Below are 26,838 nucleotides of genomic sequence, written 5' to 3' on the forward strand. Positions count from 1 at the left end.
CGAGGCCTGAGCCGCCGTGGTGCAGAATGATCAACCGTGACCGCCGCCTACTTGGGCCAACATGACGACCCCTGGTGGTCGCGGGCCGTTTTCTATCAGATCTACCCGCGGTCGTTCGGCGACAGCGATGGCGATGGCGTCGGCGACCTCGACGGCATCTCAGCAAAACTTGGCTACCTTGATCTGCTCGGCATCCAGGGGATCTGGCTAAATCCTGTTACCAGATCGCCGATGGCCGACCACGGTTACGACGTGTCGAACCCGCGCGAGATCGATCCGCTGTTCGGCGGGCTGACCGCGATGCACCGGCTCATTGCCTCCGCCCACCGACATGACATCAAAGTGATCATGGACCTGGTTCCCAACCACACCAGTTCCGAGCACCGCTGGTTCATCGAGGCTCTCGCCGCCAAACCCGGTAGTGACGCCCGCGCCCGTTACATCTTCCGGGACGGCAAGGGCGCCAATGGCGAACTGCCGCCCAACAATTGGCCTTCGGTGTTCGGCGGTCCGGCCTGGACACGGGTGACTGAGCCGGACGGCACTCCCGGCCAGTGGTACCTACACCTGTTCGCACCCGAACAGCCCGATGTCAACTGGGACAACCCTGAGGTGTTCGACGATTTCGCCGACACCCTGCGTTTCTGGCTCGACCGTGGCATCGACGGATTCCGACTCGACGTCGCCCACGGTATGGCCAAGCCGCCGGGCCTTCCCGACATCGAAGACACCGAAACCTCGATGCTGCATATCACCGACGAGGACCCGCGCTTCAACAACGAGGGCGTGCACGAGTACCACCGCAAGATTCGCAAGGTGCTCGACCAGTACCGTGACGTGGTCGCCGTCGGCGAGATCTGGGTCAACGACAACGCCCGCTTCGCCGAGTACGTCAGGCCCGACGAGCTGCACCTCGGATTCAACTTCAAACTGGTTGAGGCCGACTTCGACGCCGACCAGATCCGTGCCGCCATCGAAAACTCGCTTGCCGCAGTGGATTCAGTGGGCGCGACACCCACCTGGACGCTGTCCAACCACGACGTGGAACGCGAGGTGACACGCTACGGCGACGGCCAGATCGGCCAGTGGCGCGCTCGGGCCATGGCGTTGGTGATGCTCGCGCTGCCCGGAACTGTCTTCATCTACAACGGTTCCGAACTCGGACTGCCCAATGTCGAACTGCCGGACGAGGCGTTGCAGGATCCGGTGTGGGAGCGCTCCGGCCACACCGAGCGGGGCCGCGACGGCTGCCGGGTGCCGATCCCCTGGGAGGGCACCGATCCCCCGTACGGCTTCTCGAGTAACGACCAGACCTGGTTGCCCATGCCGCACAGCTGGGCCGAATTCACGGTGGAGCGCCAGCTGGAGCGCACCGACTCTATGCTGTCGCTGTATCGGCGGGCCATCGAATTGCGCAAGAACCGTGCGGAATTCACCGGCACCAGTCTGGAGTGGTACGGCAGCCCACCGGGAGCGCTGGCGTTCCGCGTCAAGGGCGGCGGCCTTACCTGTGCCCTGAACGTCAGCAGCGATCTGGTGGATCTGCCTGCGGGCGAGGTCATCTTGACCAGCGGCCCGCTTGTCAACGGCAAGCTGCCACGCAACACCGCGGCCTGGATCGTCTAACGAACCCGCAGCGATAGATCGTTCCGTCTGCGGTACACCGAGCCAAAACGGGCGTCCAGCCGCAACCACGACGGCACGGCGCGCACGCGTACCGGCTCATCCTCGGCAGGGTTCGCCGGGATGAATCCCATTGCGGTCAAGGCGAAAACGCAACGCATCGGCACGTCGACCTGCTCGCCGTCGACCCCGTCGATCGTGACGACCGGCTGATCCAGCAGCGATACGGGCGGCCCGTGCGCGCTGCCGTGTTCACGAGCCAGCTCTCCCCCGCGCTGCGCCAGTTCAAGCACGGACCGCGCAGGAATATCGTCGAGGTACTCGAATCCGTTGTCGGCGGGCAGCGCACCGCGCCACGCGGAGTCCATCGGGAATCCTGTGTGCACCGATCCGTCCGCCTCCGCGGTCTGCAGGCCGCGCAGCACCTCGTCGACGGCGGCGCTGATGTCGGGCGTTCTCAGATCGCCGCGTACCGCACGGCAGACCAACACATCGAACTGTGTTGCGGCCCATACAACTACGCGATCATCTCCCCGAGCACGCAGCCGCACCACGGCCGACTCGTCAAGTTGCGAGACACGGGCCAGGAAGGTCGCCAGATCCTTACGGTCGGAGGCGTCCGGAACCCGCAGTGCGGCCTCGCTCACGGCCGCGACCACCGTTGCAGGTATTCGCGATGGGTGTCGGTAAGACGCAGCAGAGTCTGGCTGTCGAGGTGGAAGGTCACCAACTGGGTGTCCGCGATCACCGCGGGTTTGGAGTCTGGCGCCGCGTTCACCGAGCGGACTTCGTAGTTGATGGTGAAGTCCACCGCACGGATCTTCGACACCCACATGGTCACCTGCAACGGCGAATCGGCGAGCCGTACCTGCCCCTTGTACTTGACGTGGACATCTGCGATGAGCAGACCCGTCGTGGTGATCTCGGCGCCAAAAACATCACGCAGGAAGGGCACTCGCGCCTCTTCCAAGATCGTCACCATCGTCGCGTGGTTCACATGCTGGTACATGTCGATATCGGACCAGCGGACCGGTACCGCCGCGACATAGCCGGGCTTCTCAGAACTCATCGGCGTCTGATGGTCTTCGCTAACGCTCATCCCACCATCATGCAGGACCGGTGATGCTGCTCCTGATCATCCCTCTGATCTGGCGTGCTGCCACCGACAGTGTCGCCAGGTCCGGCTCCCCCGAGGCGAAGATCTCCGCCAGGGTGCCGCGAGCCCGCTCCAGACGCGAAGCGTTGGTGAACTCCCACTCGGCGATCTTCTGCTCACCGGTCTCATCGGGTTCACCGACGGACAGCACGTCCATGGTGAGCGCCCGCAGCGACGAATAGATGTCATCGCGAATCGCCAACCGGGCCAACGAATGCCACCGGTCATTGCGCTCCAGCTGCGAGACGGCGGTCAGCAGATCGTCCACCCGCAGGTCGTCCATCAGGGTGAAGTACAGATCGGCAACCTCGGCACCATCACGATCGGCTATATCGGCGATGTCGATGACATCCAGCAGGCTGAATCCGTACAGGCAGCTGGCGACATCGCTGGCGATGTCGAACGGAACACCCAGCGCCACCAGGTCTTCGGTCTGCTTGGTGACAATCTCCAGATCATGTCCACGCAACCAGGTCGGGAGCTTTGGACTCAGCTCGGCGATGCCCGCGGCGAAGCGGTTGATCTCGGCGCCGACTGCCAGGGGTTGCGGCCGGTAGCTGATGAGCCAGCGAGAGGCCCGATCGAGCAGGCGGCGCATGTCCAGCGTCAGCCGGTCCGACACCGCGACCGGCACATCGGCATGACGGATGCGATCCCACAGCGAACGCAGCCCGAAGATCGCCTCGACGGCCACGTACGTCTTGAGCCCATCCACCGAACCTGCTCCGGCGTCCTCGAAAAGCCGGTACACGTAGGTGATCCCACCGCAGTCGACCACCGAGTTGACCAGCATGGTGGCGTAGATCTCTTTGCGCAGCGGATGTTGACGGATCTCGGCGTCGAACCGCTCGCGCAGCACGTCCGGGAAGTAATGCACCATGCGCCGTAGCGTGACCTCTTGGTCCGGGGCGTCGCTGGCCAGTAGATCGTCCTTGAGCCCCAGCTTGACATGCGCCATGAGCGTCGCCAGTTCCGGTGAGGTCAAACCGATCCCGAGCGCGGCGCGGCGCTCGATCTCCTTCTCGGAGGGCAGCGCCTCCAACTCACGGTCAAGGCCACGCTCGTTGACCAGGTAGGCGATCTGGCGGGCGTGCACGCTCAGCAGTGAGGCCGCATTGGCACGGCTGGTGCCCATGAGGTTGTTCTGGGATTCGTTGTCGGCCAGCACGAGCGTGGCGACGTCGTCGGTCATCGACTCCAGCAGCGCCGTCCGCTCGGAAGCTTGGATCTTGCCGGCGCTGACCAGCGAGTCGATCAGGATCTTGATGTTGACCTCGTGGTCAGAGCAGTCTACGCCGGCAGAGTTGTCCAAGGCGTCGGTGTTGACCCGGCCACCGTTCAGTTCGAACTCGATGCGGCCCCGCGATGTCAGACCCAGGTTGCCGCCTTCACCGATCACCTTGGCGCGCACCTGGTTTCCGTTGACGCGGACGGCGTCATTGGCCTTATCGCCCACGTCGGCCTGCGATTCGCTCTCGGCCTTGATGTAGGTCCCGATACCGCCGTTGAAGAACAGGTCGACCGGTGCGAGCAGGATGGCGCGGACAAGCTGCGGAGGCGTCATCTCCGTGACGTCGCTGTCGATTCCGAGCACGTCACGAACCTCAGGGCTGATCGGTATCGACTTTTGTTCCTTGCTGTACACGCCGCCTCCGGCGCTGATCAGTGCGGAGTTGTAGTCGGCCCAGCTGGAGCGTTCCAGCGCGAACATCCTCTTGCGCTCGGCCCACGAGGATGCGGGATCCGGGTTGGGGTCCAAGAAGATGTGCCGGTGGTCGAAGGCGGCTACCAGCTTGATGTGCTGGGACAGCAGCATGCCGTTGCCGAACACGTCGCCGCTCATATCGCCGACCCCGGCGACGGTGAAATCCTCTGTCTGGGTGTCGATCCCCATTTCCAGGAAATGGCGTTTGACGCTCTCCCAGGCACCTCGGGCCGTGATGCCCATCGCCTTGTGGTCATACCCGACGGAACCACCGGAGGCGAACGCGTCGCCGAGCCAGAACCCATACGACAGCGCGACATCGTTGGCGATATCGGAGAAGGTCGCGGTGCCCTTATCGGCCGCGACGACGAGATACGGATCGTCGCCGTCGCGGCGGCGCACGCCTTCGGGCGGCACAACCGCGTTGGTGGTGCGATCGCGGTTATCGGTGATGTCGAGCAGTCCGCCGATGAAGCGTCGGTAGCACTCGACACCTTCCGCGCGGAACGCATCGCGGTCGGCCGCGGCGTCTCCGGTGGTCGCCGGAGGATTCTTGACGACAAACCCGCCCTTGGCGCCGACAGGCACGATGACGGCGTTCTTCACGGCTTGCGCTTTCACCAGGCCCAGGATCTCGGTGCGGAAGTCCTCCCGACGGTCGGACCAGCGCAGGCCGCCGCGGGCGACCGGACCGAATCGCAGGTGCACACCCTCGACGCGTGGCGAGTACACAAAGATCTCGAACCGGGGCCGCGGCTCGGGCAGCTCGTTGACCTCGCGCGGATTGAGCTTGAAGGACAGCACACCCTTCGCGCGCGCCGAGTCCTCCTTCATCACAAAGTAATTGGTGCGCAGGGTGGCCTGGATCAGACCGAAGAAGGCGCGTAGCACCCGGTCGGTGTCGAGGCTGACCACCTTGTCGATCTCCGCCAGCACATGCTCGGCCTTGGCATCGGCCACGGTGTCGTCGGTGTTGGCCGGATCAAAGCGGGCCTCGAACAGCTCCACGAAATCGCGTGCGGTCTGGGAGTTGTCGGCCAGCACCGTCTCGATATGCGCCTGGCTGTACGGGAAGCCGGCCTGTCGCAGGTACTTGGCATATCCGCGCAGGATGGTGATCTGGCCGGCGGTGAGCCCGGCGCGCAGCACCAGCTCGTTGAACCTGTCGGTTTCGACACTGCCATGCCACACCGCATCAATGGCGTGGGTGAGCAGGTCGGCTCGGCGCGCGGTGCCCTCCGCATCGAAGCTGCGTGCTATCGCCGGATGCACCACGATGCGGAAGGCGTAGAGCGACACGGCCAGGCCGTCGGGTCGAGTGAAGTGGTATGGGCGCTCCTCCATCACGTCGACACCCATGCTGTGCAGCACCGGCAGCACCTGACTCAGGGACGCCGAGCGTCCACCGAGGTACATGCTGAGTACACCGGTGCCCAGCGCGTCGGCGTCATACGCCAGATCGATGGAGTCCTCGTGCAGCCCTTCGATTCTGGCGATATCGGCGATGGCCTCGGCGGGCGGGACGTTCTGCTTGAATACCTCGGGCAGGATGACCGAGTACCGCTCCGCGCATGCCCTGTCGATCGGAGAATCGGGGCGCACCGCACTGACCAGGCGATCGCTCCAGGTGCGGGTGGTCTGGGTGAGCAGCGCCTGGATGCGGACCCGGTTGGCCTCCGAGGTATCGATACTGGTGTGCACGCTGTGCTCCGGCATGCGCACCGTGAAATGAACCAATGCCCAAGGCGATTCACTGACACGGGCGGTGTAGTCGATACCGGTGCCGCCGAGCTCTCGCACCAAAATGTCCTGCATGGCCAGCCGTACCGTGGTGGTGTAGCGGTCACGGGGCAGGTACACCAGCGCGGTCACGAAATTGCCCAGCTCGTCAGCCCGCAGGAACAGCAGCGAACCTGGATGCGCGCCAATGTTTCTCACTGCGGTTACCAGGTCGTACAGCCGGTCGACACTCGATGCGAACAGCTCCGCCCGGGGCAGGTTCTGCATGAATTCGATCAACATGTGACCCGCTAGCGAGTCCTGGTTCGTGTCCGAACGGCCTAGTACCTGGTGCACCCGGTCGGAGATCACCGGGATGGCAAGCACGTCGGCGTTCATCGCGGCAACAGTGAACACACCGACGAGGCGATGCTCGATGGCCGGTCCGCTGCCGTCTTCTTGCCTGATCACCACGATGTTCGGGTAGATGGAGTATCGCAGGTACGTGGGTGTGGTCGCCTGCGCGAGCACCAGTAGCTGATCATTGTGGGTGAGCTGTGGGAGCACCTCCTCGCGTCGTTTGAGCAGGCCAAGCCGGCTCGACTCGTCGGCGGTGGCGCGCCCGTTCTCCACGGTGCAGCGCTGGTATCCGAGCACCGTGAAGTTCCCGTCTACCAACCAGCGCAGTAAATTCGCGACCTCGGTGAGCTCGGCTGAGGAGAACCTGGCATTGCCCGCCGAAGCGTCCAGGTCACCGGCCAGTTCAATGACCGCATCGCGCATCGCATCGGCATCGGCGGCGACGTGGCTGCCATCCTCCAGAGTGTGGGGAAGCTGTGTTTCGATGAACGCCAAGCGCTCGGCATCAATCGACGGTGGCAGCTGCAGATGGATCCAGCACTCGGTATCGGCGGCGACGTCAGTTTGCGGTTTGTCCACCGATTCCGCCGACAGCAGCGTGCCATCGGCGGAACGCCGCACGGTGAAGACCGGGTCCATGAGATCGACAATCGCTACACCCAAGCGCCGTAGCAGCACCGTGATGGACTCGGTCAGCAACGGGGTGTAGTCGGTGACCAACTGCAGGGCGGTACCCAGTCCCGCATCATCGCCATTGCGATAGGTCGCCATCGCGATCTCGTGGGGCTGGCGCCGCGCGGCCAACCGCAGCAGCGCGCGCATGAGCACCTCGCGCACCGGCGGCACCGCGGGTGCAGCGTGACCGTCGGGGTCCAGCGACTCGTCCCAGTCCATCTCCCCCGTATACCGAGCGTGGCTGAACGCAGCCTCCAGCGCCTCGATGGTCGGGACGCCAGATCCATTGGTAGATGGCGTGTTTTCGGAAGTGGTGGTCCCTGTGTTAACAGTCACGCAACGCTCCTGGCCGATGTTGCGTACCGGGTTTCGGCACGCAACATCACCCTAGTCGCGTGTCAGGCGGCGGTGGGTAACTCTGTGAGGTCTGGCCGCATCGATACCCAAACGTTCGACCTTGTTCTCTTCGTACGCCTGGAAGTTGCCCTCGAACCAGAACCAGGAAGCGGGGTTATCGTCGCTTCCTTCCCACGCCAGAATGTGCGTGCACGTGCGGTCCAGGAACCACCGGTCGTGCGAGATGACGACCGCGCAGCCCGGGAACAGCTCCAGCGCGTTTTCCAGTGAGCTCAGGGTTTCGACGTCCAGGTCGTTGGTGGGCTCGTCGAGCAGGATCAGGTTTCCGCCCTGCTTGAGGGTGAGCGCCAGGTTCAGACGGTTGCGCTCACCACCGGAGAGCACGCCGGCCGGCTTCTGCTGATCCGGCCCCTTGAATCCGAAGGCCGAAACATAAGCCCGGGAAGGCATTTCATTCTGACCGACCACAATGTGGTCAAGCCCGTCGGAAACGACCTCCCAGACGTTCTTCTTGGGGTCGATACCGGCCCGGCTCTGGTCGACGTAGCTCAGCTTGACGGTCTCGCCCACCTTGACCTCGCCACCGTCGGGGTTCTCCAACCCCACGATGGTCTTGAACAGGGTGGTCTTACCGACACCGTTGGGGCCGATGACGCCGACGATGCCGTTGCGGGGCAGCGTGAACGACAGATCCTTGATGAGGGCACGTTCCTCGAACCCCTTGTCGAGATGGCTCACCTCGACCACCACATTGCCCAGCCGTGGACCGGTAGGGATCTGAATCTCTTCGAAGTCGAGCTTCCGCGTCTTCTCCGCCTCGGCAGCCATCTCCTCGTACCGTCCGAGCCGTGCCTTGTTCTTGGCCTGGCGCGCCTTGGCACCCGAACGCACCCACGCGAGTTCTTCCTGCAGTCGCTTGTGCAGCTTGGCGTCCTTGCGCCCCTGCACGGCGATGCGCTCCGCCTTCTTCTCCAGGTAAGTGGAGTAGTTGCCCTCGTAGGGGTACGCGCGACCGCGATCCAGCTCGAGGATCCACTCGGCCACGTTGTCCAGGAAGTACCGGTCGTGGGTTACGGCCAGGATGGCGCCCGGGTAGCTGGCCAGGTGCTGCTCGAGCCACAGCACGCTCTCGGCGTCCAGGTGGTTGGTGGGCTCGTCGAGCAGCAGCAGGTCGGGCTTCGACAGCAGCAGCTTGCACAGGGCCACCCGTCGGCGCTCACCACCGGACAGATGCGTCACCGGCTCGTCCGGCGGCGGGCAGCGCAGCGCGTCCATCGCCTGCTCCAGCTGAGAGTCGATATCCCAGGCGTCGGCGGCGTCCAGCTCTTCCTGGAGCTTGCCCATCTCTTCCATGAGTTCGTCGGTGTAGTCGGTCGCCATCAACTCGGCGACCTCGTTGTACCGGTTGAGCTTGCCCTTGAGCGCCACGCCGGACTCGACGTTCTCGCGCACCGTCTTCGTCTCGTCCAGCTGCGGCTCCTGCATCAGGATTCCGACGCTGGCCCCGTTGGCCAGGAATGCTTCACCGTTGTTCGGCTTGTCGAGCCCGGCCATGATCTTCAAGACGCTGGATTTACCGGCGCCGTTCGGACCGACCACACCAATCTTGGCGCCGGGCAGGAAGTTCAGGGTGACATCGTCGAGGATGACCTTGTCGCCATGCGCCTTGCGGACTTTCATCATCGTGTAGATGTACTCAGCCATTGCCGCGCTGTCGCCTCTCCTCTAAGTTCTTCGTCGCAGCTCACGACCATTCAGGTGAGCTGCCCGAACCATCCTAGGTGAGAGGCGACCGCGCGGTCGCCGGTGTCAGCCCCGGATCACGCGCTGAGGCGCATGTTCACCGAATCCTCGCTGCTCTCGTCTGCTTCTGCCAGCTCGGTTGTCGATTCTTCGGCACCCGAACCGGGTTGCTCGGCCCCTTCGGCGTCCTCTTGCTTGCCGGTGTATCCGGCCTTCTCTATCCGGGCGATGGTCCGTGATAGATCCGGCCCGACGGCGATGGCTTTCATCTCGGTGATCTGGCGGCGGTTGCCGTCCTTGTCTTCGAACTCACTGGTGTGCAGGTGACCGTGCACGATCACCGGCGCTCCCTTTCCCAACGCGGCACCGACCCCGGTCACCAACCGGCCCCAGCAGGTCACATTGATGAAGAGGGAGTTCGCATTCACCCAACTACCGTCCTCACGCCGACGGCGCGCATTACTGGCGACGCGGAACTTGATCATCTCGTCGGAGCCGACCTGGCGTCTCTTGAGGTCTCCGACGATGGAGCCGATCACAGTCACTGGAGTTTCAAACATGGTCCGTGCCTTTCTTGTCTATCTCTGCATCTCTCCTCAGCACCTCAAACCGGTGCCCCTGGTGGCTCCAGTAACCCGGCAGACACCGACACCGCGAACCGACATGAGGGCGGGTTCGGGCGGCGGTTGTGGATGAACATCGGATTGGGGATAAGTGGCCGATGAGTCCGCCCACCCGTACCTTCCTTGACATGACGGTTTGGATCACGCGACGCCCCGAGAACGAAATCGCCTCTGAATTGGAGGGCTCATCAGGGCCGTTGGCGGGGGTGCGACTCGCAGTCAAGGACAACGTGGACGTCGGCGGCGTGCCTACCACCGCCGCCTGCCCCGAGTACGCATACATTCCCGAGCGCGACGCACCGGCAGTCGCGGCCCTACGTGCGGCGGGTGCCGTCGTGGTGGGCAAGACAAACCTCGATCAATTCGCGACCGGACTGGTGGGTACGCGCTCGCCCTACGGCCCAGTGCCCGACTCACGCCGGCCCGAATACATCAGCGGCGGTTCCAGTTCGGGGTCCGCGGTGGCCGTCGCCACCGGGGAGGTCGATATCGCGATCGGCACCGACACCGCAGGGTCAGGACGTGTTCCCGCGGGGTTGCAGGGCATCGTCGGCATCAAACCGACCGTCGGCGTCATCTCCACCGACGGCGTGGTTCCGGCGTGCGAATCCTATGACTGTGTCACCATTTTCGCCTCCTCACTGACCACCGCCAACGCGGCGATGGCCGCCATGGGAACGGCAGCGGGGCCACGACTCTGGCCCGCCAACACCCGACTGGCCGCTCCCCCACAGCCCACGGTCGCCATCCCGCGCGAGCTGCCCGCTCTGGACGAGGTGTGGCGCAACGCGTTTCATGCGGCTGTTGAAGACCTACGTGATGCCGGCGCAACCATTGTCGAGATCGATCTGGCACCCTTCTTAGCGGCCGCAAAACTCCTGTACGAAGGCGCGTTGGTCAGTGAGCGCTATGCGGCGGTAGGCGAATTCATCGACGCGCAACCCGGGGCGTCATTGGATCCGACTGTCTCACAGATCATTTCCGGCGCACGCGACATCCCCGCGCACCGTCTCGTCCGCGATCGCGCCGAGGTGCAACGTCTCCGCGAGCAGGCCTTGACCTCGCTGGGCGGTGCAGATGCGCTGCTGGTGCCCACCGCACCGCTGCATCCGACGATCGAACAAGTCGCGGCGGACCCGATTGGTGTCAATGCGGCCATGGGGACCTACACCAACTTCTGCAATCTGTTCGACCTGTGCGCGGTGGCAGTACCGGCGGGAATCGCGGGTGAGGCCCAGTTCGGTGTGACGGTCGTGGCGCGCGCGTTCGACGATGCGGTGGCCTTCGACATCGCCGGGCTGGTCACTGGAGACCCCGTCGAGAAAGACGTTTGGCCTGCAGCAATCACCCTGTCACACGAGCTTGCGGTATTCGGCGCGCACCTCAAAGGCGGCCCGCTGGAGTTCCAGCTCACCGACCTGGGCGCACGGTGGGTCGGTCCGATCCGGACCGCACCGAAGTATCGGATGGCGGCGCTGCGCACCACCCCGCCCAAACCCGGCCTCACCCGCTCCGAAGAAGACGGGGTAAGCATCAGCGGTGAGATCTGGCGGCTGTCTCCCGCCGCGCTGGGCACCTTCCTCGCGCAACTGCCCGAACCCATGCTGCTGGGCAAGGTCGAATGCGACGACGGCTTGTGGCGCACCGGCTTTGGCTGCGACGGCGCCGCCGCACAGTCCGGAGTCGATGTCAGCGAGCACGGCAGCTGGCCGGCCGCCATTGCCGCGGGTGCGGTCTAGCCGCGCGTTTTCTCGTCTTGCTGGGCCATTTTCGCGAGCATCGCGTTGTAGGCGGTCAGGTCGGCATCGTCATCACGGTCGGCGGCGCGGTCCTGGCGGCGGGCCAGGCGCGCATCCGAGCGTGACCACTGGACGAGCAAGGCGATCATCACCACCATCAGCGGCAACTCCCCCGTCGCCCAGGTGATGGCGCCACCCATGTGTTGATCGGCGGCCAGATCGATCCGCCAGGGCAACGCGAGATTGCTGTAAAACTTTTCGCCGAGAATCGATTTCGTGCCCATCAGGATGACGCCGAAGAAGGCGTGCAGTGGCAGCGAAACCAGCACGATGCCCAGTTTCGCGATGGGAGGCAGGCGCCGCGGAGCCGGGTCGATGCCGATGACCACCCAATAGAAGAGGTATCCGCTGAGCAGGAAGTGCAGATTCATCGCCAGGTGCGCAGCATGCACGTCAACGGAGGCATCGTAGAGCCCGCTCAGGTACAGACCGTAGAAACCGCCGATGAACAGCGACGTCGCCACCAATGGATGGGTCAGGAAACGAGAGAACTTGCTGTGCAGCGCCAGCTGCACCCATTCACGCAGTCCCGGCGGATCGTCACGACCCGCGGCGGGCAGCACCCGCAGCAACAGCGTGACGGGGCCACCGAGGACCAGGAGCACGGGCACCAGCATCGACAGCATCATGTGCGCCACCATGTGGATGCTGAACATGGCGGGCATGTACCGGCCGACTCCTGAGGAGGTGGCGATGAGTAAGAAGCCACAGCCGAACAACCAGGAGATGGTGCGGCCGGCGGGCCATTCGTCGCCACGGCCCTTGAGCCGATGCACACCCACCAGGTAGGCCACGGCGAAAACGATCGCGGCCGTTCCGAAGATCAGGTCGAAACGCCAGTCGAACATCAGTCGCTGCGCGGTCGGCGGGCCGTCGAGGTTGTATCCGATGGCGACTTCGACCGGCGACGGGTTGAGGTTGACCGGTGGAGGAGGCGGGGTGCGCCCCAATCCGACGGCGATACCAAAGGTGACCGCGAAGATCACAGCTTCCACTCCGGCCAGCCGAATCAGCGGCCGACGGTTCTGGGGGTCCTTGTTCAATGCCGTTATCGCCGTGCGGCGCTGAAGATACCCCAGCACGCCCAAAAGCAGTAGCGCGGTGGCCTTACCCACCAGCAGCCAGCCGTAGCGGGTGGTGATCAGGTCGGAAAGCTGCACTCGGATAAGCGCGTTGATGATTCCGCTGAGGCCTATCGCGACGTAACACCACAGCGCCAACATGGAGAACCTGCGGGCCGCCACGTTGAGGTGGCCGCCACCGCGCAACGCGTGTATCAGTAGCGCGACCAGCCCGCCCGCCCACAGCGCGGCCGACACCAAATGGATGATGAGGCTGTTGGTGCCCAGGTCATGTGCACCGCCGGTGGCCGAATGGCCCACCAGGGCCAGCGGCATCAGCGTCGCCACCGATCCGGGCACCAGCAGCGGCGTCCATGACCAGCGCAGCACCACGCGGCTAACGATCGCGACGCCAGCGGCGATGAAGGCCATCCAGCGCCACGCGTTCACGGTCTCGATCTGTCCGGTCAGCGTCCAGAGCTCGCCAGGACCGAAATCGCTTACCGGCTGACCAGCCACATCGGATATCGACAGCGGCACCATGGCCGCCGAGAGCACCGCCAGCGCGACCGATGCCGCCGTGCCGATGCGCAACGAGCGATACCCGTCCACGTCGAGCACCCCACTGGTTTGTGGGGGGACGAAAAAGGCCGCGACCAGGAACGCGCCGACGGCGAGAACGGCTGCGATTTCGGCCGCCGCTCGCACGAACGGCAGACCGTAGGAGGTGACCGGGCCGGGGTTGGGCAGACCGGTCGCGATCAGCGCGTCCGTGAGTGACAGGGCGCCGATAGTGGCTGCGACCAGGCCCGCCAGTACCGCAAGGCCGACGACGATCGTCCATATCGGCGAATCGGTCTTCCTGGCGGTGGGAGTGGTCGTCACCAGTCAAGGGTATGGCGAGATGCGATCCACACCGCCACCGGTTCGATAGACTCCCATCCGGCTAGCGCCACATGCCTCCGTAGCTCAGTCGGATAGAGCAAGGGCCTTCTAATCCCTAGGTCGCAGGTTCGATTCCTGCCGGGGGCGCTGGTTCGACCGTATTTTCTGCGATCGCCTGTATCCAAGATCGGGTATCGCCCCAAGGCGGTAACCGTGGTGATCGTCGCGGCCATGAATCAGCCGCGTCGGGGCAAGAGGTCCGGCGCGAGTCGTCCGGTGATGTCGAGCCGATCTAGCCTGCTCAGCGTTGGGCATCCCCAGTGCTCGCGGTTGCCGCAGATCTCAACACCCCACCCGGAAGGCCCGAGTTGTTCCAGACTTAGATCGCGCATTCACGGCGACGGTCTCAGCTGAATCTGCGGGGATCCACTGTCGCCCCAATCAATAACAGGCTCAACATGATCGGGCCCAAGAGGCCCGTCTGTGGCGCGAGGTGGCCCAAACCGTCACCGGCACAGCAGATCCACCACTATCGCTGTAGTAGAACTGCTGGCCGTTCGCGTTGACACGGGGAGTTCACATCAACTTCAACCCGCTCACACTGCGAAATAACTGAGTGTGATCTTGTTTCGAAGTAAGGTCTGCAGACCAGGGTTTGGAGGGGAAATGCTGGGACGGATACTCGATCCGCGAAACAACGCGCTGAACGCATGGCGCCTCATATTTGCCACCTCGGTGATTTTGTGGCATACATGGCCGCTCACCGGGCACGAAATCCCTGCTCGCCCAGTAACTCAGCTGCTCTCGCAAGTGGGAGTGGACGGATTTTTCGCGGTCTCCGGATATCTCATCACCTCCAGCTGGATGCGAAACCCTCAGCCGCGCATCTACTTCACCGCTCGCGCGCTACGGATCCTTCCCGGCCTATGGGTATGCGTGCTGATCACCGCGTTCGTCATCGCCCCGATTAGCGTACTGATTCAACATGGTTCGATAGCGGCGCTGATGAAGTCGGGCGCCCCCGCTGCGTACGTGCTGAACAACGGGCTGATGAACGTGCTGTTCTATCCCGGTATCGACGGGACACCCAGGAACATTCCGTGGCCAGGGGTATGGAATGGATCGTTGTGGACGTTGGCCTTTGAGGCGGGCTGCTACATCGTTGTCGCGCTGTTAGGAGTTGCGGGACTACTCAAGTACCGGTGGACAATTCCCGCGGCTTTCGCGCTAACATTCCTAGCCACAGCGGTTTTCGGGTTTCCAGCGTTCGCGATGTCGACCATCCCGCAGATGATCTCCAGATTCGCCGTCATGTTCGCGGCTGGGGCTTTGATCTACCGTTACCAGGACAAGATCCCGGCACGCTGGTCCCTGGTCGCGCTGTGCGGCGGGATCGTTCTGTTGTCCGGGCTACTGCCCAATTATCGGGTGTTGGGCGCAATCCCATTGGCGTACTTGGTGATCATCTCTGGCGCGTTGCTGAAGCGCCCAAACCTACGCAACGACCTGTCCTACGGGGTGTACATCTACGCCTTCCCCATTCAACAGCTGCTGGTGATCATTGGCCTGGGAACTTTGGGCGTGTTCCCGTTCTTCGTCCTGGCAACACTCGTGACGCTTCCGCTGGCCGCAGCCAGTTGGTTCCTGGTGGAGAAACGTGCACTTGTCTTCAAGAAGAGTCGTGCCGCCCAGCGAACAGGATAAGCGTGCACCCCAGGCCATATCGCTGCACAACAGCCCGTCAACACAACGCCTGCACCATCTGCCGGGTGGCGACGTCGACCTGTATGGATATCCGCGGGGAAAGACTCAACTCCCCCACCTGAGGCACATCGAAGACCGTGGTGACCACGCCCGGACCATCCGATTCCCAGCGCGCACCGTACCGATTCAGAATGGTGCGCATCGCGTAGTTCTCCGAGAGCACCGAGGCGGTGAATCGGCGCACACCGCTGGCATGCGCCGACACCGAGAGCGCTTCCATCAGCAGTGTGCCGATTCCGCGGCTCTGATAGTCATCGCCGACCGTGAATGCCAACTCAGCACTGTCGGGTTCGTCGGCGTGCCGGATAAATCGAGCATCAGCGACGACCAGACCGTCCAAACCGTCTGGCCCGTCGGTGAGCGCCCACGCGAAATGTTCGAGGTAGTCCACCTCGAACAGGTAGGTGATCATCCGCTTACTGGGGACCCCCATGAAGCGGCGGTACACGGTGCGCGGGGAAAGCCTCGCCAGACGCTGACTGTCGCCAGGGAGGATAGGCCGCAGATAGAACTCGGCACCATCACGCAGCCGCACGGCAATCGGCGTGACGAAGGTGGCTAACCGCTGACGCGCAGTCCACACCAATGCCTCTGATACACCGGGGATTTCGAGCATCGCGGCGAATGCGTCGCAACCACCGGCCCAGCCCCGCACCGGCTCGGTCGCCACGACAGTCGCCGTGCGGGCGGTCCCACGCAGGAGCGCGATCTCGCCGACAACGGTGCCGGGCATCAGGTGCGCGACCACAGAATCCCCGCTCGGGCCGGCATGGAGGATTTCGCCGCCACCCGAGCCCACGAGCAGGAACCAGTCTGCCGCCTCCCGTTGGCGCATCAGCACCTCTCCGGGGGCCGCCTGCAGCGGCGAGAGCATCTCGGCCAGCGGGGCGAGGGCACCAACCGAGTTGCCCGCGAAGAACTCGAGTTCCGCGAGCTCGGCCGCGTCGACGCCGACAGATCCGGGCCACGCTCCGTCCACGATATGCACCGCCCTAGCCCGTCCAGCTGAGTCAGTTCGCATGGTAATCACTACCGTCACGTCCGATCAGCTATTCACGGAACCGCACGCGTAGTCAGTCGAGGCGCACGTGTCCTCACGCCACCAATGCAGCCAAGCGGTCCAGCTCGCGCAGCGTGGTGTCACGGGACGCCACCGGCAGCAGGCCCAGCAGCACACGGTGCACGCCGAGGTCGGCGCGGCGTTCGATATCTCCGGGCCGCGGCGCCAGGATGGTCGCGGTCACCGGAACAGTCGGCTTGCTTTGTTGCGCCGCCAGCACGTTGAGTTCGCCGATTCCCTTACCAAGCTCTTCCACCCCAAGCGTTGTCGGTGCCATCCAGCCGTCGGCATGATCGAGCACTCGCTCATGAGTAGACGGGCCCCAGCCCCCCAACCACACCGGTGGATGCGGCCGTTGAACAGGCTTGGGCCACGAGAGAATCGGGTCGAACGCCACATACTTGCCGTGGAACTCGGCCTGCTCTTCCGTCCAAATCTTTTTGACCGCGTGGATACGCTCCCTTTGTAATGCCACCCGCGTGCGCGGATCGGTGCCGTGATTTCGTATCTCCTCGCGCAGCCACCCGACGCCGATTCCCAATTCCAGCCGCCCGCCCGATGCCCTGTCCAGGGTCGCCGCTTCTTTGGCGAACGTGATCGGATCTCGCTGCACAAGCAGCGCCACCGCGGTACCGATACGGAGGTCTCGAGTCGCAGCCGCCGCGAACGACAACGCGACGAACGGATCAAGGCTGCGGCAATAGTCCCGGGGTATTTCATCCCATCCGGCATGGATGGCTTCGATCGTCACCGGTATGTGCGTGTGCTCGGGCACAAAGAGGGATTCGAACCCGCGTTCCTCGATCTCGACCGCCAACTCGCCGGGCTCCATGCCTTCGTCGGTGATCGCGGTGAAAATGCCTATCCGCATGGAACTCTCCGGCTATTCGTTTCGGCCGTCGGGCAGCGGCACCGCCGCGGACAGGGCCTCGAACTCGGCATCACTCAGTGCGATGTCCGCAGCGGCAACGTTCTGGGCGAGGTGCGCTTCCGACGATGTTCCCGGGATCGGAAGCACAATCGGGGAGCGGCGAAGCAGCCATGCCAACGCAATCTGCGCCGGGGTACGGCCGTGTGCGTGCGCGATGACATCCAGAGCGCTGCCTGCGCCATCCAAACCTGCGGTAGCGAGCGGGAAGTACGGGATGAATGCGATGCCGTGAGCGGTGGCGTAGTCCACCACATCAGATGCTGACCTGTTGGTGAGGTTGAACAGGTTTTGCACGGAGGCGATGGGCACGATCTGCCGTGCCGCGTGCAACTGATCCACGGAAACCTCGGAGAGCCCGACGTGCCGGATTTTGCCTTCGTCTCGCAGCAGCTTGAGTTCGCCGATCTGGTCTTCGAAGGGAACGGTGGGGTCGACTCGATGCAACTGGAGCAGGTCGATGCGCTCCAGCTTCAGGCGCCGTAGGCTCATTTCCGTCTGTTGGCGCAAGTATTCGGGCCGCCCCAACGGAATCCAGCCCCACTCCGCCGGGCCAGTGCGCGCGAGACCGACTTTTGTGGCGATCGTGAGATCACCGGGATACGGGTGCAGCGCTTCACGGATCAGGTCCTCGACGATCTGCGGGCCGTACGCATCCGCGGTGTCCAGGAAGTTCACTCCCAACTCGATCACCCGTATGAGCAACCGCACCGCGGATACCGGATCTCGCGGCGGCCCCCATACCCCTGGGCCGGTCAACTGCATCGTGCCGTAGCCGAGCCGATTGACGGTGATGTCACCGCCGAGGGTAAGAGTTCCTGCTCCAACGGGCTGTGTTGATGTCACGATTCGATCCTGCGCAATCTGAACTCAAGAGGCTGCGAATATCGCTTGCCTCAAAGGGATTTGGATGTGGTTCCTACTAATCGGGCTGCTGGTCCGCCGCAAGTCGGGCCAGTAACTCAAGCCCATCGGCATCGGCACTACCGGGGTCAGCCGAGTAGATGAGCAGCTGCTGCCCGGGTGCTCCACCGACCGCGAAGCTGTCGTACTGAAGGCTGATCTCACCGACCTGGCTGTGGCGGAATCGCTTGGTCCCGCTTGTTCGCGGCCGAACATCGTGCTGCATCCACACGAACGTGAAAACGTCGCTCTGAATCGTCAACTCACCCACGACTTCTGCTACACGAGGGTCATCGCGAAACGACACCGACATAGCACGTAGATTTCGGGCGGTATCCCGCGCGATGTCGTCCCATTCGGCGTAGAACTCATTGGCCACAGGGTCAAGAAACACCATGTACGCGAGGTTGTCCGCCCGCGAGAAGTCATCGTAAAGCGCCTGCGCGTGAGCATTCATAGCCAGAATGTCCAGTGCCGGGCTGATGACCAGCGCCGGGGCGTGCACCACATTGTTGACGATTCTCATCGTCCCCTCGCTGGCGTCGCGCTGGCCGCCTACATCGGCCGCTGCCCCAGACGGCCGGGAAAGGCCGGCGAGATGTTCAGTCGCATGGGTATCCAGCTGCAGCGCCCGGGAAATCGCCCGCAACACTTGCTCTGAGGGATGCCGCTCACGCCCCTGTTCAAGCCTGCTGTAGTAGTCGGCGCTCACCCCGGCCAGCGCGGCAACCTCTTCCCGGCGCAAGCCCAAGACGCGGCGCGGCTCGTCCTCCGGCAGCCCCACTTGTCGCGGCGAAACCAGAGCACGGCGCGCCTTCAGAAAGTCGCCCAACTCATTTCGCCGATCCATGTCCTCAACATACTCACGGCAACTCGCGCCAACCAGGGTGTAGTACACCCACCCAGCGGCGCGTCACTTCAGCCGCACGGGATGCCCAGGTAGGAGTAGCGCACCCTTCCAGAGCAGCGAGCGCGAATCTACGCTGAAAATCAGCCGGATAGGGATGAAACATAATGCGGCCGAAGGGAAGAGCAAAAACTATGGGCATACTGGCAGGCAAGACAGCACTTGTTACGGGTGCGTCGAAGGGAATCGGCGCGGCTATCGCGCGCGACCTGGCGTCCGCGGGAGCACATGTGGCAGTCCACTACTCGTCAAGCAAGAGCGGAGCCGACCACGTGGTGAAGTCAATCCTGGATGCCGGAGGCCAGGCCTTCGCCATCCAGGCTGATATCTCCGATCCGTCCAGCGTCAGAGAACTCTTCGTTCAGCTCAGAACTCGGATCGACAGGCTCGACATCCTCGTCAACAACGCCGGGGTGTACGAGATGGGCGCTGTTGAGTCAGTGACCCCAGAAGAACTTCAGCGCCAGTTCAGCCTGAACGTCTTCGGCCTGGCGACCACGATCACCGAAGCACTCGGCAGCGCCCTTGGTCCCGGCGCGAGCATCGTCAACATCGGGTCAAGCGTCACCAGCTTCACGCCGGCCAACTCGCTGGTGTACACCGCGTCGAAGGGGGCCGTGGACACGATTACCGGCACGCTCTCCAAGGAGCTCGGCCCACGGGGCATCAGGGTGAACTCGGTCAATCCCGGGTTGACCGTGACCGACGGCATGCAGTCCAGTGCCTTCTCAAGCCGCGAGTTCCGCACCGAGATTGAGAACATAACCCCCCTTGGCCGGATTGGCGTGCCGGAGGACATCGCACCAGCGGTGACATTCCTAGCCTCAGACCTGGCTTCGTGGATCACCGGAGAGATCCTGGTCATCGGCGGCGGCCTGAACTAAGGCGTCCTAGGAACTGCTCTCTTCGCAATTCGGCACTGCCGGACCCGCCCCATGGCAATAATGCTGGTGACCGGAAGGAATACAAGGATGTACAAGCTCCGCACCAGGATTGTCGTCGGGATCGCTGCCATTGGCTCTTCGGTTGGCGGCCCGTTCGGCGCCGGGATCGCACAGGCGAATGACCACACGTTCCTGGACAGTCTGCGCGCCGCGGGGGTCTACATCCACAAGGATGCCGAGCCGTACGTGATCCAAGCGGGACATCAGGCATGCCGCGATCTGCACAACGGAGTCCCGCCCGAAGAGGTGGGCAATTCTTTCCCCTGGGGTAACGGCGTCGCGCCCGCTCCGGCCCCTCAGGTGTACCTGGACATTCTGCAAAGCGAGCTGTGCCCGAATGCACTGAACCCGGCGCCACCGCCACAAGCGTAAACGGCCAAGCGCCAGTATTGATTACACCTTGACCGCGTCCCACGCCGCCTGTCCGAGAACCGGCGCCGCGGCAAGCACATCGAAGTCGGCCGACCTGGCCAGCCATAGCCGGGCATATTCGACGCAGGGCCCCATCCACAATGCCTGACACAACCTGGGCGGCAGCGGCTTGATGCGCCGCTTCTCGACGTGCGGTTGTAACCATGCGCTGGCCTTACCGTAGAAGTCCTCGTGCAGCGCGGTGATCGTCGAGCGCGATTCCTCGATCACCTCGAACTCACGACAATGAAACAGAAAACGGGCCCGCATCTCATGGGCGGCCACCCACTCCAGATGGAAGCGCACCGCGGCCACAACCCCATCGCGGGCACCTGAACTCGCTTGCAGTGCAGCAAGATACGCGTCGTAATAATCGCGCAGTGCTTCCAAGTACAGCTCGGCGGCCACGCCTTCCTTGCTGCCAAAGAAGTGGTAGATACTGCCCACACTGGCCCCGGATTCACGATGCAGCGCCTCGACCGTGGCCCCCGCCACCCCGCTTTTCAGGAAGGACGCGAGCGCCGCGTCGAGGATCGCGCGCCGACGGGCGACGCCGGCATTCGAAGCGGTGGGCACCACCGAACAATACTGAACCACCCCTTGACTAGAGAATTTTTCTAGAATAATTTTCCACCCGACGGCGAACCTCACGGCGGGAAGGACTGCGACAGATGAGCGCGGACACCGAGAACCACACGAAAAACGAAGCGCGACGGGCCAGCCCGATGGATATGGCTCTTGGCATCGCCTGCGTGGTGTGGGTGGTCATGACACTCTGGTCGGGCATTTCCACCGGCGGCGCCGGACTGCCCGTGATCGCACAGACGATCACCTCGCTGGCACTGGTGGTGGCGGTATTCGGCCATATGCTCAAACATCTGGGCGTCAAGCTCGCGTCGGCCTACTTCGTCATCGCATCCATCGTCGAGTGGGCGTTCGAGCAGGCGAACATCAGTTTCGGCGGGTTTGTGTGGGGAGATCTGCGCTACGGCGACATACCGATGATGGGCCCACATATCGGCAGCGTTCCCCTGCTCGTCCCCGTCGGAATGGTCGCCTTGCTGTGGCCGATCTACGTGATCATCAACGTGATACTCGACGGCAAGATCGTGGTGAACCCGCGCACCCTGCGACCGTGGCAGGTCGTGTGGCACTGCGTGTTGTACGGCATGCTGCATGCCTGGATCGCCTTCTTAGCCAACGGTTTTTGCACAAAGTTCGGTATCTACGAATGGGTCGGGAAATCCAAGGCGCTGGCAGCGGAGGACTCGTTCTTCGGCGATCCGGCCCTACCCATCGGGTGGGCAATCTGGGGCTTCCTGATCACCCTCATCATCTCGTTCGTGCTCCTGCCGCTCCTCGGCAAGGACGCGCTCACACTGTCCGAACAACGTCCGCTCAGCTGGGTTGATGCCGCACCCATCGTGGTCATCGGCGCGTATGCGTTCGGCTTGTTCCTCAACCCGGTCAACGAGTCCGTCGGCAGCGTCATCCTCTTCATGTTCGGATTCATCTCACTACTCGCCCTGTACCGCTTTTCCGCGGTCCTCCTGAGCCACGACGACACCAAGCCTGAGGACTAGCTGCGAAGTAGCTGGCAACTACTGACCAGGCCGTTTCGGCCGAACAGCTCACACGTGTCGACATTGCCGAAATCCACGCACCGATGTTCATGCGATTGGCAACCGATACGCCCCGTTTGCCGGGTAGGTTGTCGGCGTTCGACTCACCGATAAGTCAACGACCAAAGGACAGTGTGATGAAAAGATTGGCGACTGTTGCGGCAGTGAGCGCGGCCATGATGTTCGGTTGCTACGCACCGACTGCGATCGCGGATCCCAGCACCCCCAGCCCGGCGCCGAGTACCGCCACCCCGAGCGCAGGCAAGTTCTGTTCTAAGGACATGGAAGACAAGACGGGCAAGGCCAGCGACGGCTCCGTGCTGACCTGCACCAAGGGCGACGACGGCAAGGACCGCTGGACCGCGTCCACCGATTCTGCCGGTGCCGACAAGGCGAGTGCCGGGAAGTTCTGCGCCAAGGATCTCGAGGGTAAGACCGGCAAGGCCAGCGACGGCACCGTCCTGACCTGCACCAAGGGCGACGACGGCAAGGATCGCTGGGCCAAGAAGTAAGTCCGTCCGGCTGTCCTGTTCCCGGGTCGACAACCTGGGAACAGGACGGCAGGGGTTTCACCCACAGTCGTACTGCACTCCAATACCGCGCGGCGGTGTCGCGCGCTTCGTGCACCCGAACACCTCAAGCTCGTCACTCATCCTGATGGCCGAGTGGTGCGGATAGTTCACGCAATACAGACCCTTCTGGTCCGATCTGCATTGGTAGTCACCGAATTTCAGGCGCTTGCCGTACTCAAGCGGCAGCCCTACGCCGGCGATGAACGGCCCGGGGTCACCGTGGCGACTACCGATCGTGACAGTGGCACCGTCGAAGCTCACCCAGCCCCCGATCCATTGGCCCGGCAGATCGGGCGGACGGCGCGGCGCGTTGCGAAGCCCCGGCAGACACGACAACGGCTCCTGGTACTTCATCTCCGTGATGCATCCGCCAACCGTGCGGGGACCGAGCTCACCGGGCGCGCGGAAAGCCACGTCGCCTTCCGGCAGCTGACCTGGCGTGCCGTCTTGATCGACGGTGCGGAATTTCTCGGCAGCGACGGGATCGCCCGCCTCGATCCACCGGGTCACCGACTCCACAGACGCCCGCGGCCCCGGCGCGGGGGCACGCGACGTTGTTGTCGTGGTCCTCGAGGTGGTTGTCGAAGTCGTTGTCAACGCCGTCGACGAAGAGCTGGTGGACGTCGCCGAGGACGAGGTTGAGGGCGTCTGCTGCCGGTGTGGTGCGCATCCCGCAACCAGCAAGATCAGGGCCAACACGCTCCAGACACGCACCCGGTGAGCGTAGCTTGTCCCCAACATTGGGTAGGGTCCCTCGGCGTGACTCAGAGCGTGACCGTGAAATCTGTAAATGCCCGCCTCGCTGCTGAACTGGAAGTCGCCGAGGCCCAGGTCGCGGCGGCTGTGCGGCTGCTCGACGAGGGTGCCACGGTCCCGTTCATCGCGCGTTACCGCAAGGAGGTCACCGGCAGCCTGGACGACGGGCAGCTGCGCAGCCTCGAAGAGCGGCTGCGTTACCTGCGGGAACTCGACGAACGACGCGCCGCGGTGCTGTCCTCCATCGAGGAACAGGGCAAGCTCACCGACGACTTGAAGGCCGCGCTGCTCTCGGCCGACACCAAGGCACGTGTCGAGGACATCTACCTGCCCTACAAGCCCAAGCGGCGCACCAAGGCGCAGATCGCCCGCGAAGCCGGCCTGGAGCCGCTGGCGGACAGGCTGCTGGCGGACCCGAGCCTGGTGCCCGATGAGGTGGCCACCGAGTTCCTCACCGAAGACGTCGCCGACGCCAACGCCGCCCTGGACGGTGCCCGCCACATCCTGATCGAGCGCGCGGCCGAGGATGCCGAGCTCGTCGGTGCCACCCGCACCAAGTTCTGGGCGGATGGCGCCCTGCGCACGGCCCCATGGTCCGAGGACGCAGCGAAAACCGAAGCGGCACAGAAATACCGCGACTACTTCGAATTCTCCGAATCCCTGGAGAGCATGCCCTCGCACCGGGTGCTCGCGGTCATGCGGGGCGAGAAGGAACAGGTCCTGTCGCTGAACTTCGACGGCGGCGACGACGCACCCTATGAGGCAATGGTCGCGCAGTCGCTCGGGGTGAATCTGACCGCCAAGACCCCGGCGACGCCGTGGCTGGCCGGTACCGTCCGGGTCGCCTGGCGCGCCAAACTCATGTTCTCCGCCTCCGTCGACGCGAGGCTCAAGCTGCGCCAGCGCGCCGAGGAAGACGCTGTCGGGGTCTTCGCCCGCAATCTCAAGGATCTGCTCCTGGCCGCGCCCGCGGGCACGCGCGCCACCCTGGGCCTTGACCCTGGCTTCCGCACCGGCGTCAAGGTGGCGGTCGTGGACAGCACCGGCAAGGTGGTGGACACCTGCGCGGTGTACCCACACCAGCCGCAGAAGAAGTGGGACGAGGCCAAGGCCACCCTCGCGGCGTTCGTCGCCCGTCACAATGTCGAGCTGATCGCGGTCGGCAACGGAACCGCGTCGCGTGAAACCGATGCGCTGGCAGCAGAACTCATCGCCGATATCAAGGCCGCAGGCGTGAAGGCGCCCACCAAGGCGATGGTGAGTGAAGCCGGCGCGTCGGTGTACTCGGCTTCCGCCTACGCCGCACACGAACTTCCCGGCCTCGATGTGACATTGCGCGGCGCGGTGTCGATCGCACGACGACTGCAGGATCCGTTGGCCGAGTTGGTCAAGATCGAGCCCAAGTCGATCGGCGTCGGCCAGTACCAGCACGACGTCACCCCCGGCACGCTCGCCCGCAGCCTCAACGCGGTCGTCGAAGACGCGGTGAACGCTGTCGGCGTCGATCTGAATACGGCCTCGGTACCGCTGCTCGCGCGTGTTTCCGGGGTCACCGAGTCCTTGGCGGAATCGATCGTCGCGCACCGCGAGAAGGCGGGCGCGTTCCGTAGCCGCAAGGGGCTACTGGAGGTTCCCCGGTTGGGCCCCAAGGCCTTTGAACAATGCGCCGGATTCCTGCGGATCCAGGGAGGCGACGACCCCCTCGACGCGTCCGGGGTCCACCCCGAGTCGTATCCGGTGGTGCGCAAGATCCTGGACCGCTCGGGGGTGACCCTGGCCGAGCTGATCGGCAACGAGCGGTCGCTGCGGTCGCTCAAGCCCGCCGACTTCGCCGACGACCGGTTCGGAATTCCCACCGTCACAGACATCCTCGGCGAGCTGGAGAAGCCGGGACGCGACCCGCGACCGGCGTTCACCACGGCTACGTTCGCCGCCGGCGTCGAGAAGGTGTCGGATCTGAAGGTCGGCATGGTGTTGGAGGGCGTCGTGACGAACGTGGCTGCCTTCGGCGCGTTTGTTGACGTCGGCGTGCATCAGGACGGCCTCGTGCACGTCTCGGCGATGTCGGACCGGTACGTGTCCGATCCCCATGAGGTGGTCAAGTCCGGTCAGGTGGTCCGGGTCAAGGTCACCGAAGTGGACATCCCCCGTCAGCGCATCGGGCTGACCCTGCGCCTCAACGATGACCCGCAGCAAGGCAAGCGCTCCGAGCGTGTCGGCGCTCCCCGTCGCGACGACAAGAACCGCGATGACAAGAATCAGGGGCGGCGGAACCCCAACCGCGACAAGAATTCCCGCCAGCGAGAAGAAGCCCGCCCGACGGGTTCGATGGCGGACGCGTTGCGCAACGCGGGGTTTGGACGGTAGGAGCTCGGGGGATCTCGCCGGGCTTGCGGATCATGAGGCCTACGGGGATCACACCTGGCTCGATATCGAGAATTCGTGGAGCACCGTCGATGTACCAAATCACGACCTCGGTGCCATCAATCAGTGCATGTTCCCCTTCGCAAATTGTCCGATCGCCAAGTTGCGCCCCATCCACGATCACAGCCTTCCCATGCCCGGTGATAGTGAATCGGTGCATCGCAGTCAGCTCGATCATCTACCGCCCTCGATGCTCTCGTGGCGGTGCAGAAGCGATCTTGCGCTTCATCCGCCCCTCAGAACACCCAGCTGCCCGAAGCGGCCAGCACAAAGCCGTGCGGAGGGAAATCGGCCTCGCCAAGGCTTTTCCAGGCATGGCAGGCGAAGATGAAGTCCTCCCCATTGCCGCTGCCGCACGACATCAGAATGCTCCGAACATTGAGAAACACTTGCAATTGTTTCCCGGCAGAAAAGTGCGGGTATGTTTTGAGGTCCCCCAAGGAGTTAGATCCCTTGAGGAATCTTGCCTGCGGGGCGCCTGAGGTGCCGATGTCAATGCGGGCGATGTTCTCGCCGTTCGGCATTCCAGGCAGCTCACCCGCGCAGGCGACATCCGCGGGTGGCATTTGGAAGGTCCCCCACGCCTGCAGACGCAACCGGCAGTACACCCCGTCGGCGGGCGAGAAGATGTTCTCGATTGGCCACTGTTTCCCGTCGGTCGGGTCGAAGCCCGCGGGATATTTGATCGAGGCCATGGGCAGTGAGTCGATGTCCGGGAACTCGGGAGCCGCGATCGCCGGCGCCGCGGAACAAAGTGGTCCGATCAGGTTGATGGTCGCCACTGCCGCCGCAATGGCTAACTTGCGCATCCCCTCGAGCCCCATGCCGGGTGATGGTACCG

At 63.9% G+C, this 26,838-nt stretch carries 21 protein-coding genes and 1 tRNA gene; 9 read left to right on the top strand and 13 right to left on the bottom strand.

The genetic code is table 11. From position 1 onward, the window contains the following. Positions 1 to 36 precede the first annotated feature (36 nt). Positions 37 to 1,626 carry a glycoside hydrolase family 13 protein gene (locus BKG76_RS02290; protein WP_070935616.1) on the top strand — a complete coding sequence of 530 codons (1,590 nt, stop codon included), beginning with the start codon at positions 37 to 39 and terminating at the stop codon, positions 1,624 to 1,626. Here the strand turns inward: BKG76_RS02290 and BKG76_RS02295 are convergent. The 5 genes from BKG76_RS02295 to BKG76_RS02315 all read right to left on the bottom strand — a co-directional run bounded on the left by BKG76_RS02295 (position 1,623) and on the right by BKG76_RS02315 (position 9,898). Next, positions 1,623 to 2,270 carry a hypothetical protein gene (locus BKG76_RS02295; protein ID WP_070936803.1) on the bottom strand — a complete coding sequence of 216 codons (648 nt, stop codon included), beginning with the start codon at positions 2,268 to 2,270 and terminating at the stop codon, positions 1,623 to 1,625. The two genes, BKG76_RS02290 and BKG76_RS02295, sit on opposite strands and share 4 nt — an antisense overlap. Further along, entirely contained in the window at positions 2,267 to 2,722 is a 456-nt protein-coding gene (locus BKG76_RS02300; RefSeq protein WP_070935618.1) for an acyl-CoA thioesterase, read from the bottom strand. The genes BKG76_RS02295 and BKG76_RS02300 overlap by 4 nt, the downstream gene beginning before the upstream one ends. Before the next feature lie 7 nt (positions 2,723 to 2,729). After that, the gene (locus BKG76_RS02305) at positions 2,730 to 7,400 is read right to left on the bottom strand and encodes an NAD-glutamate dehydrogenase (protein ID WP_070936804.1); all 4,671 of its coding nucleotides are present in this window, start codon (positions 7,398 to 7,400) and stop codon (positions 2,730 to 2,732) included. Between the two features lie 225 nt (positions 7,401 to 7,625). Beyond that, on the bottom strand, positions 7,626 to 9,299 hold the full coding sequence (gene ettA, locus BKG76_RS02310) for an energy-dependent translational throttle protein EttA (RefSeq protein ID WP_070935621.1): 1,674 nt from the start codon (positions 9,297 to 9,299) through the stop codon (positions 7,626 to 7,628). Between the two features lie 116 nt (positions 9,300 to 9,415). Further along, positions 9,416 to 9,898 (bottom strand): single-stranded DNA-binding protein, encoded by a 483-nt coding sequence (locus tag BKG76_RS02315; RefSeq protein WP_070935623.1) that lies wholly within the window; start codon positions 9,896 to 9,898, stop codon positions 9,416 to 9,418. 191 nt (positions 9,899 to 10,089) lie between these two features. On the opposite strand from BKG76_RS02315, the gene atzF reads away from it, so the two are divergent. Continuing rightward, on the top strand, positions 10,090 to 11,700 hold the full coding sequence (atzF, locus tag BKG76_RS02320; protein WP_070936805.1) for an allophanate hydrolase: 1,611 nt from the start codon (positions 10,090 to 10,092) through the stop codon (positions 11,698 to 11,700). On the opposite strand, the gene BKG76_RS02325 is transcribed toward atzF, so the two are convergent. Continuing rightward, the gene (locus BKG76_RS02325; RefSeq protein WP_070935625.1) at positions 11,697 to 13,706 is read right to left on the bottom strand and encodes a cytochrome c oxidase assembly protein; all 2,010 of its coding nucleotides are present in this window, start codon (positions 13,704 to 13,706) and stop codon (positions 11,697 to 11,699) included. The genes atzF and BKG76_RS02325 overlap by 4 nt on opposite strands. A 73-nt stretch (positions 13,707 to 13,779) precedes the next feature. On the opposite strand from BKG76_RS02325, the gene BKG76_RS02330 reads away from it, so the two are divergent. Then, positions 13,780 to 13,853, top strand: a tRNA-Arg gene (locus BKG76_RS02330). A 519-nt stretch (positions 13,854 to 14,372) separates the two neighbouring features. Beyond that, positions 14,373 to 15,410, top strand: a complete 1,038-nt coding sequence (locus BKG76_RS02335) for an acyltransferase family protein (RefSeq protein WP_070935627.1) — start codon at positions 14,373 to 14,375, stop codon at positions 15,408 to 15,410. Positions 15,411 to 15,447: 37 nt separating this feature from the next. Here BKG76_RS02335 and BKG76_RS02340 read toward each other — a convergent pair whose 3' ends face one another. From BKG76_RS02340 to BKG76_RS02355, 4 genes are all read right to left on the bottom strand, one after another. Next, positions 15,448 to 16,458, bottom strand: coding sequence for a GNAT family N-acetyltransferase (locus tag BKG76_RS02340; protein WP_070935629.1), 1,011 nt, complete (start codon positions 16,456 to 16,458; stop codon positions 15,448 to 15,450). Positions 16,459 to 16,564: 106 nt separating this feature from the next. Continuing rightward, the gene (locus BKG76_RS02345) at positions 16,565 to 17,401 is read right to left on the bottom strand and encodes an LLM class F420-dependent oxidoreductase (RefSeq protein WP_070935630.1); all 837 of its coding nucleotides are present in this window, start codon (positions 17,399 to 17,401) and stop codon (positions 16,565 to 16,567) included. Positions 17,402 to 17,413: 12 nt separating this feature from the next. Beyond that, positions 17,414 to 18,307, bottom strand: coding sequence for an aldo/keto reductase (locus tag BKG76_RS02350; protein ID WP_070935632.1), 894 nt, complete (start codon positions 18,305 to 18,307; stop codon positions 17,414 to 17,416). 73 nt (positions 18,308 to 18,380) lie between these two features. Then, positions 18,381 to 19,211 carry a helix-turn-helix domain-containing protein gene (locus tag BKG76_RS02355; RefSeq protein ID WP_070935633.1) on the bottom strand — a complete coding sequence of 277 codons (831 nt, stop codon included), beginning with the start codon at positions 19,209 to 19,211 and terminating at the stop codon, positions 18,381 to 18,383. A gap of 191 nt (positions 19,212 to 19,402) precedes the next feature. Between BKG76_RS02355 and BKG76_RS02360 the strand changes: the two genes are divergently transcribed. Further along, positions 19,403 to 20,152: an SDR family NAD(P)-dependent oxidoreductase gene (locus BKG76_RS02360; RefSeq protein WP_070935634.1), complete on the top strand. Its 750-nt coding sequence runs from the start codon at positions 19,403 to 19,405 to the stop codon at positions 20,150 to 20,152. A gap of 87 nt (positions 20,153 to 20,239) precedes the next feature. Further along, positions 20,240 to 20,584 (top strand): DUF732 domain-containing protein, encoded by a 345-nt coding sequence (locus BKG76_RS02365; protein ID WP_070935635.1) that lies wholly within the window; start codon positions 20,240 to 20,242, stop codon positions 20,582 to 20,584. 21 nt (positions 20,585 to 20,605) lie between these two features. Here the strand turns inward: BKG76_RS02365 and BKG76_RS02370 are convergent, their stop codons facing one another. Then, positions 20,606 to 21,220 (bottom strand): TetR/AcrR family transcriptional regulator, encoded by a 615-nt coding sequence (locus BKG76_RS02370; RefSeq protein WP_070935637.1) that lies wholly within the window; start codon positions 21,218 to 21,220, stop codon positions 20,606 to 20,608. A gap of 74 nt (positions 21,221 to 21,294) precedes the next feature. Here BKG76_RS02370 and BKG76_RS02375 point away from each other — a divergent pair, with 74 nt between their 5' ends. Continuing rightward, positions 21,295 to 22,206, top strand: a complete 912-nt coding sequence (locus BKG76_RS02375; RefSeq protein ID WP_070935639.1) for a hypothetical protein — start codon at positions 21,295 to 21,297, stop codon at positions 22,204 to 22,206. A 176-nt stretch (positions 22,207 to 22,382) separates the two neighbouring features. Beyond that, the gene (locus BKG76_RS02380) at positions 22,383 to 22,757 is read left to right on the top strand and encodes a hypothetical protein (protein ID WP_070935641.1); all 375 of its coding nucleotides are present in this window, start codon (positions 22,383 to 22,385) and stop codon (positions 22,755 to 22,757) included. A 57-nt stretch (positions 22,758 to 22,814) separates the two neighbouring features. On the opposite strand, the gene BKG76_RS02385 is transcribed toward BKG76_RS02380, so the two are convergent. Beyond that, on the bottom strand, positions 22,815 to 23,531 hold the full coding sequence (locus tag BKG76_RS02385) for a hypothetical protein (protein ID WP_083337886.1): 717 nt from the start codon (positions 23,529 to 23,531) through the stop codon (positions 22,815 to 22,817). A 45-nt stretch (positions 23,532 to 23,576) separates the two neighbouring features. Between BKG76_RS02385 and BKG76_RS02390 the strand changes: the two genes are divergently transcribed. After that, positions 23,577 to 25,940 (top strand): Tex family protein, encoded by a 2,364-nt coding sequence (locus tag BKG76_RS02390; RefSeq protein ID WP_070935644.1) that lies wholly within the window; start codon positions 23,577 to 23,579, stop codon positions 25,938 to 25,940. Between the two features lie 293 nt (positions 25,941 to 26,233). Here BKG76_RS02390 and BKG76_RS02395 read toward each other — a convergent pair whose 3' ends face one another. Beyond that, positions 26,234 to 26,806 (bottom strand): hypothetical protein, encoded by a 573-nt coding sequence (locus BKG76_RS02395; protein WP_070936807.1) that lies wholly within the window; start codon positions 26,804 to 26,806, stop codon positions 26,234 to 26,236. Between the last annotated feature and the right edge of the window lie 32 nt (positions 26,807 to 26,838).

This window comes from Mycobacteroides franklinii (assembly GCF_001853795.1).
GTDB lineage: Bacteria > Actinomycetota > Actinomycetes > Mycobacteriales > Mycobacteriaceae > Mycobacterium > Mycobacterium franklinii.

Coding starts and splice junctions, on each gene's coding strand:
- BKG76_RS02315 (WP_070935623.1), bottom strand. CDS start 9,898: ATGTTTGAAACTCCAGTGACTGTGATCGGCTCCATCGTCGGAGACCTC.
- ettA (WP_070935621.1), bottom strand. CDS start 9,299: ATGGCTGAGTACATCTACACGATGATGAAAGTCCGCAAGGCGCATGGC.
- BKG76_RS02300 (WP_070935618.1), bottom strand. CDS start 2,722: ATGAGCGTTAGCGAAGACCATCAGACGCCGATGAGTTCTGAGAAGCCC.
- BKG76_RS02365 (WP_070935635.1), top strand. CDS start 20,240: ATGTACAAGCTCCGCACCAGGATTGTCGTCGGGATCGCTGCCATTGGC.
- BKG76_RS02335 (WP_070935627.1), top strand. CDS start 14,373: ATGCTGGGACGGATACTCGATCCGCGAAACAACGCGCTGAACGCATGG.
- BKG76_RS02355 (WP_070935633.1), bottom strand. CDS start 19,211: ATGGATCGGCGAAATGAGTTGGGCGACTTTCTGAAGGCGCGCCGTGCT.
- BKG76_RS02345 (WP_070935630.1), bottom strand. CDS start 17,401: ATGCGGATAGGCATTTTCACCGCGATCACCGACGAAGGCATGGAGCCC.
- BKG76_RS02380 (WP_070935641.1), top strand. CDS start 22,383: ATGAAAAGATTGGCGACTGTTGCGGCAGTGAGCGCGGCCATGATGTTC.
- atzF (WP_070936805.1), top strand. CDS start 10,090: ATGACGGTTTGGATCACGCGACGCCCCGAGAACGAAATCGCCTCTGAA.
- BKG76_RS02360 (WP_070935634.1), top strand. CDS start 19,403: ATGGGCATACTGGCAGGCAAGACAGCACTTGTTACGGGTGCGTCGAAG.
- BKG76_RS02395 (WP_070936807.1), bottom strand. CDS start 26,806: ATGCGCAAGTTAGCCATTGCGGCGGCAGTGGCGACCATCAACCTGATC.
- BKG76_RS02375 (WP_070935639.1), top strand. CDS start 21,295: ATGAGCGCGGACACCGAGAACCACACGAAAAACGAAGCGCGACGGGCC.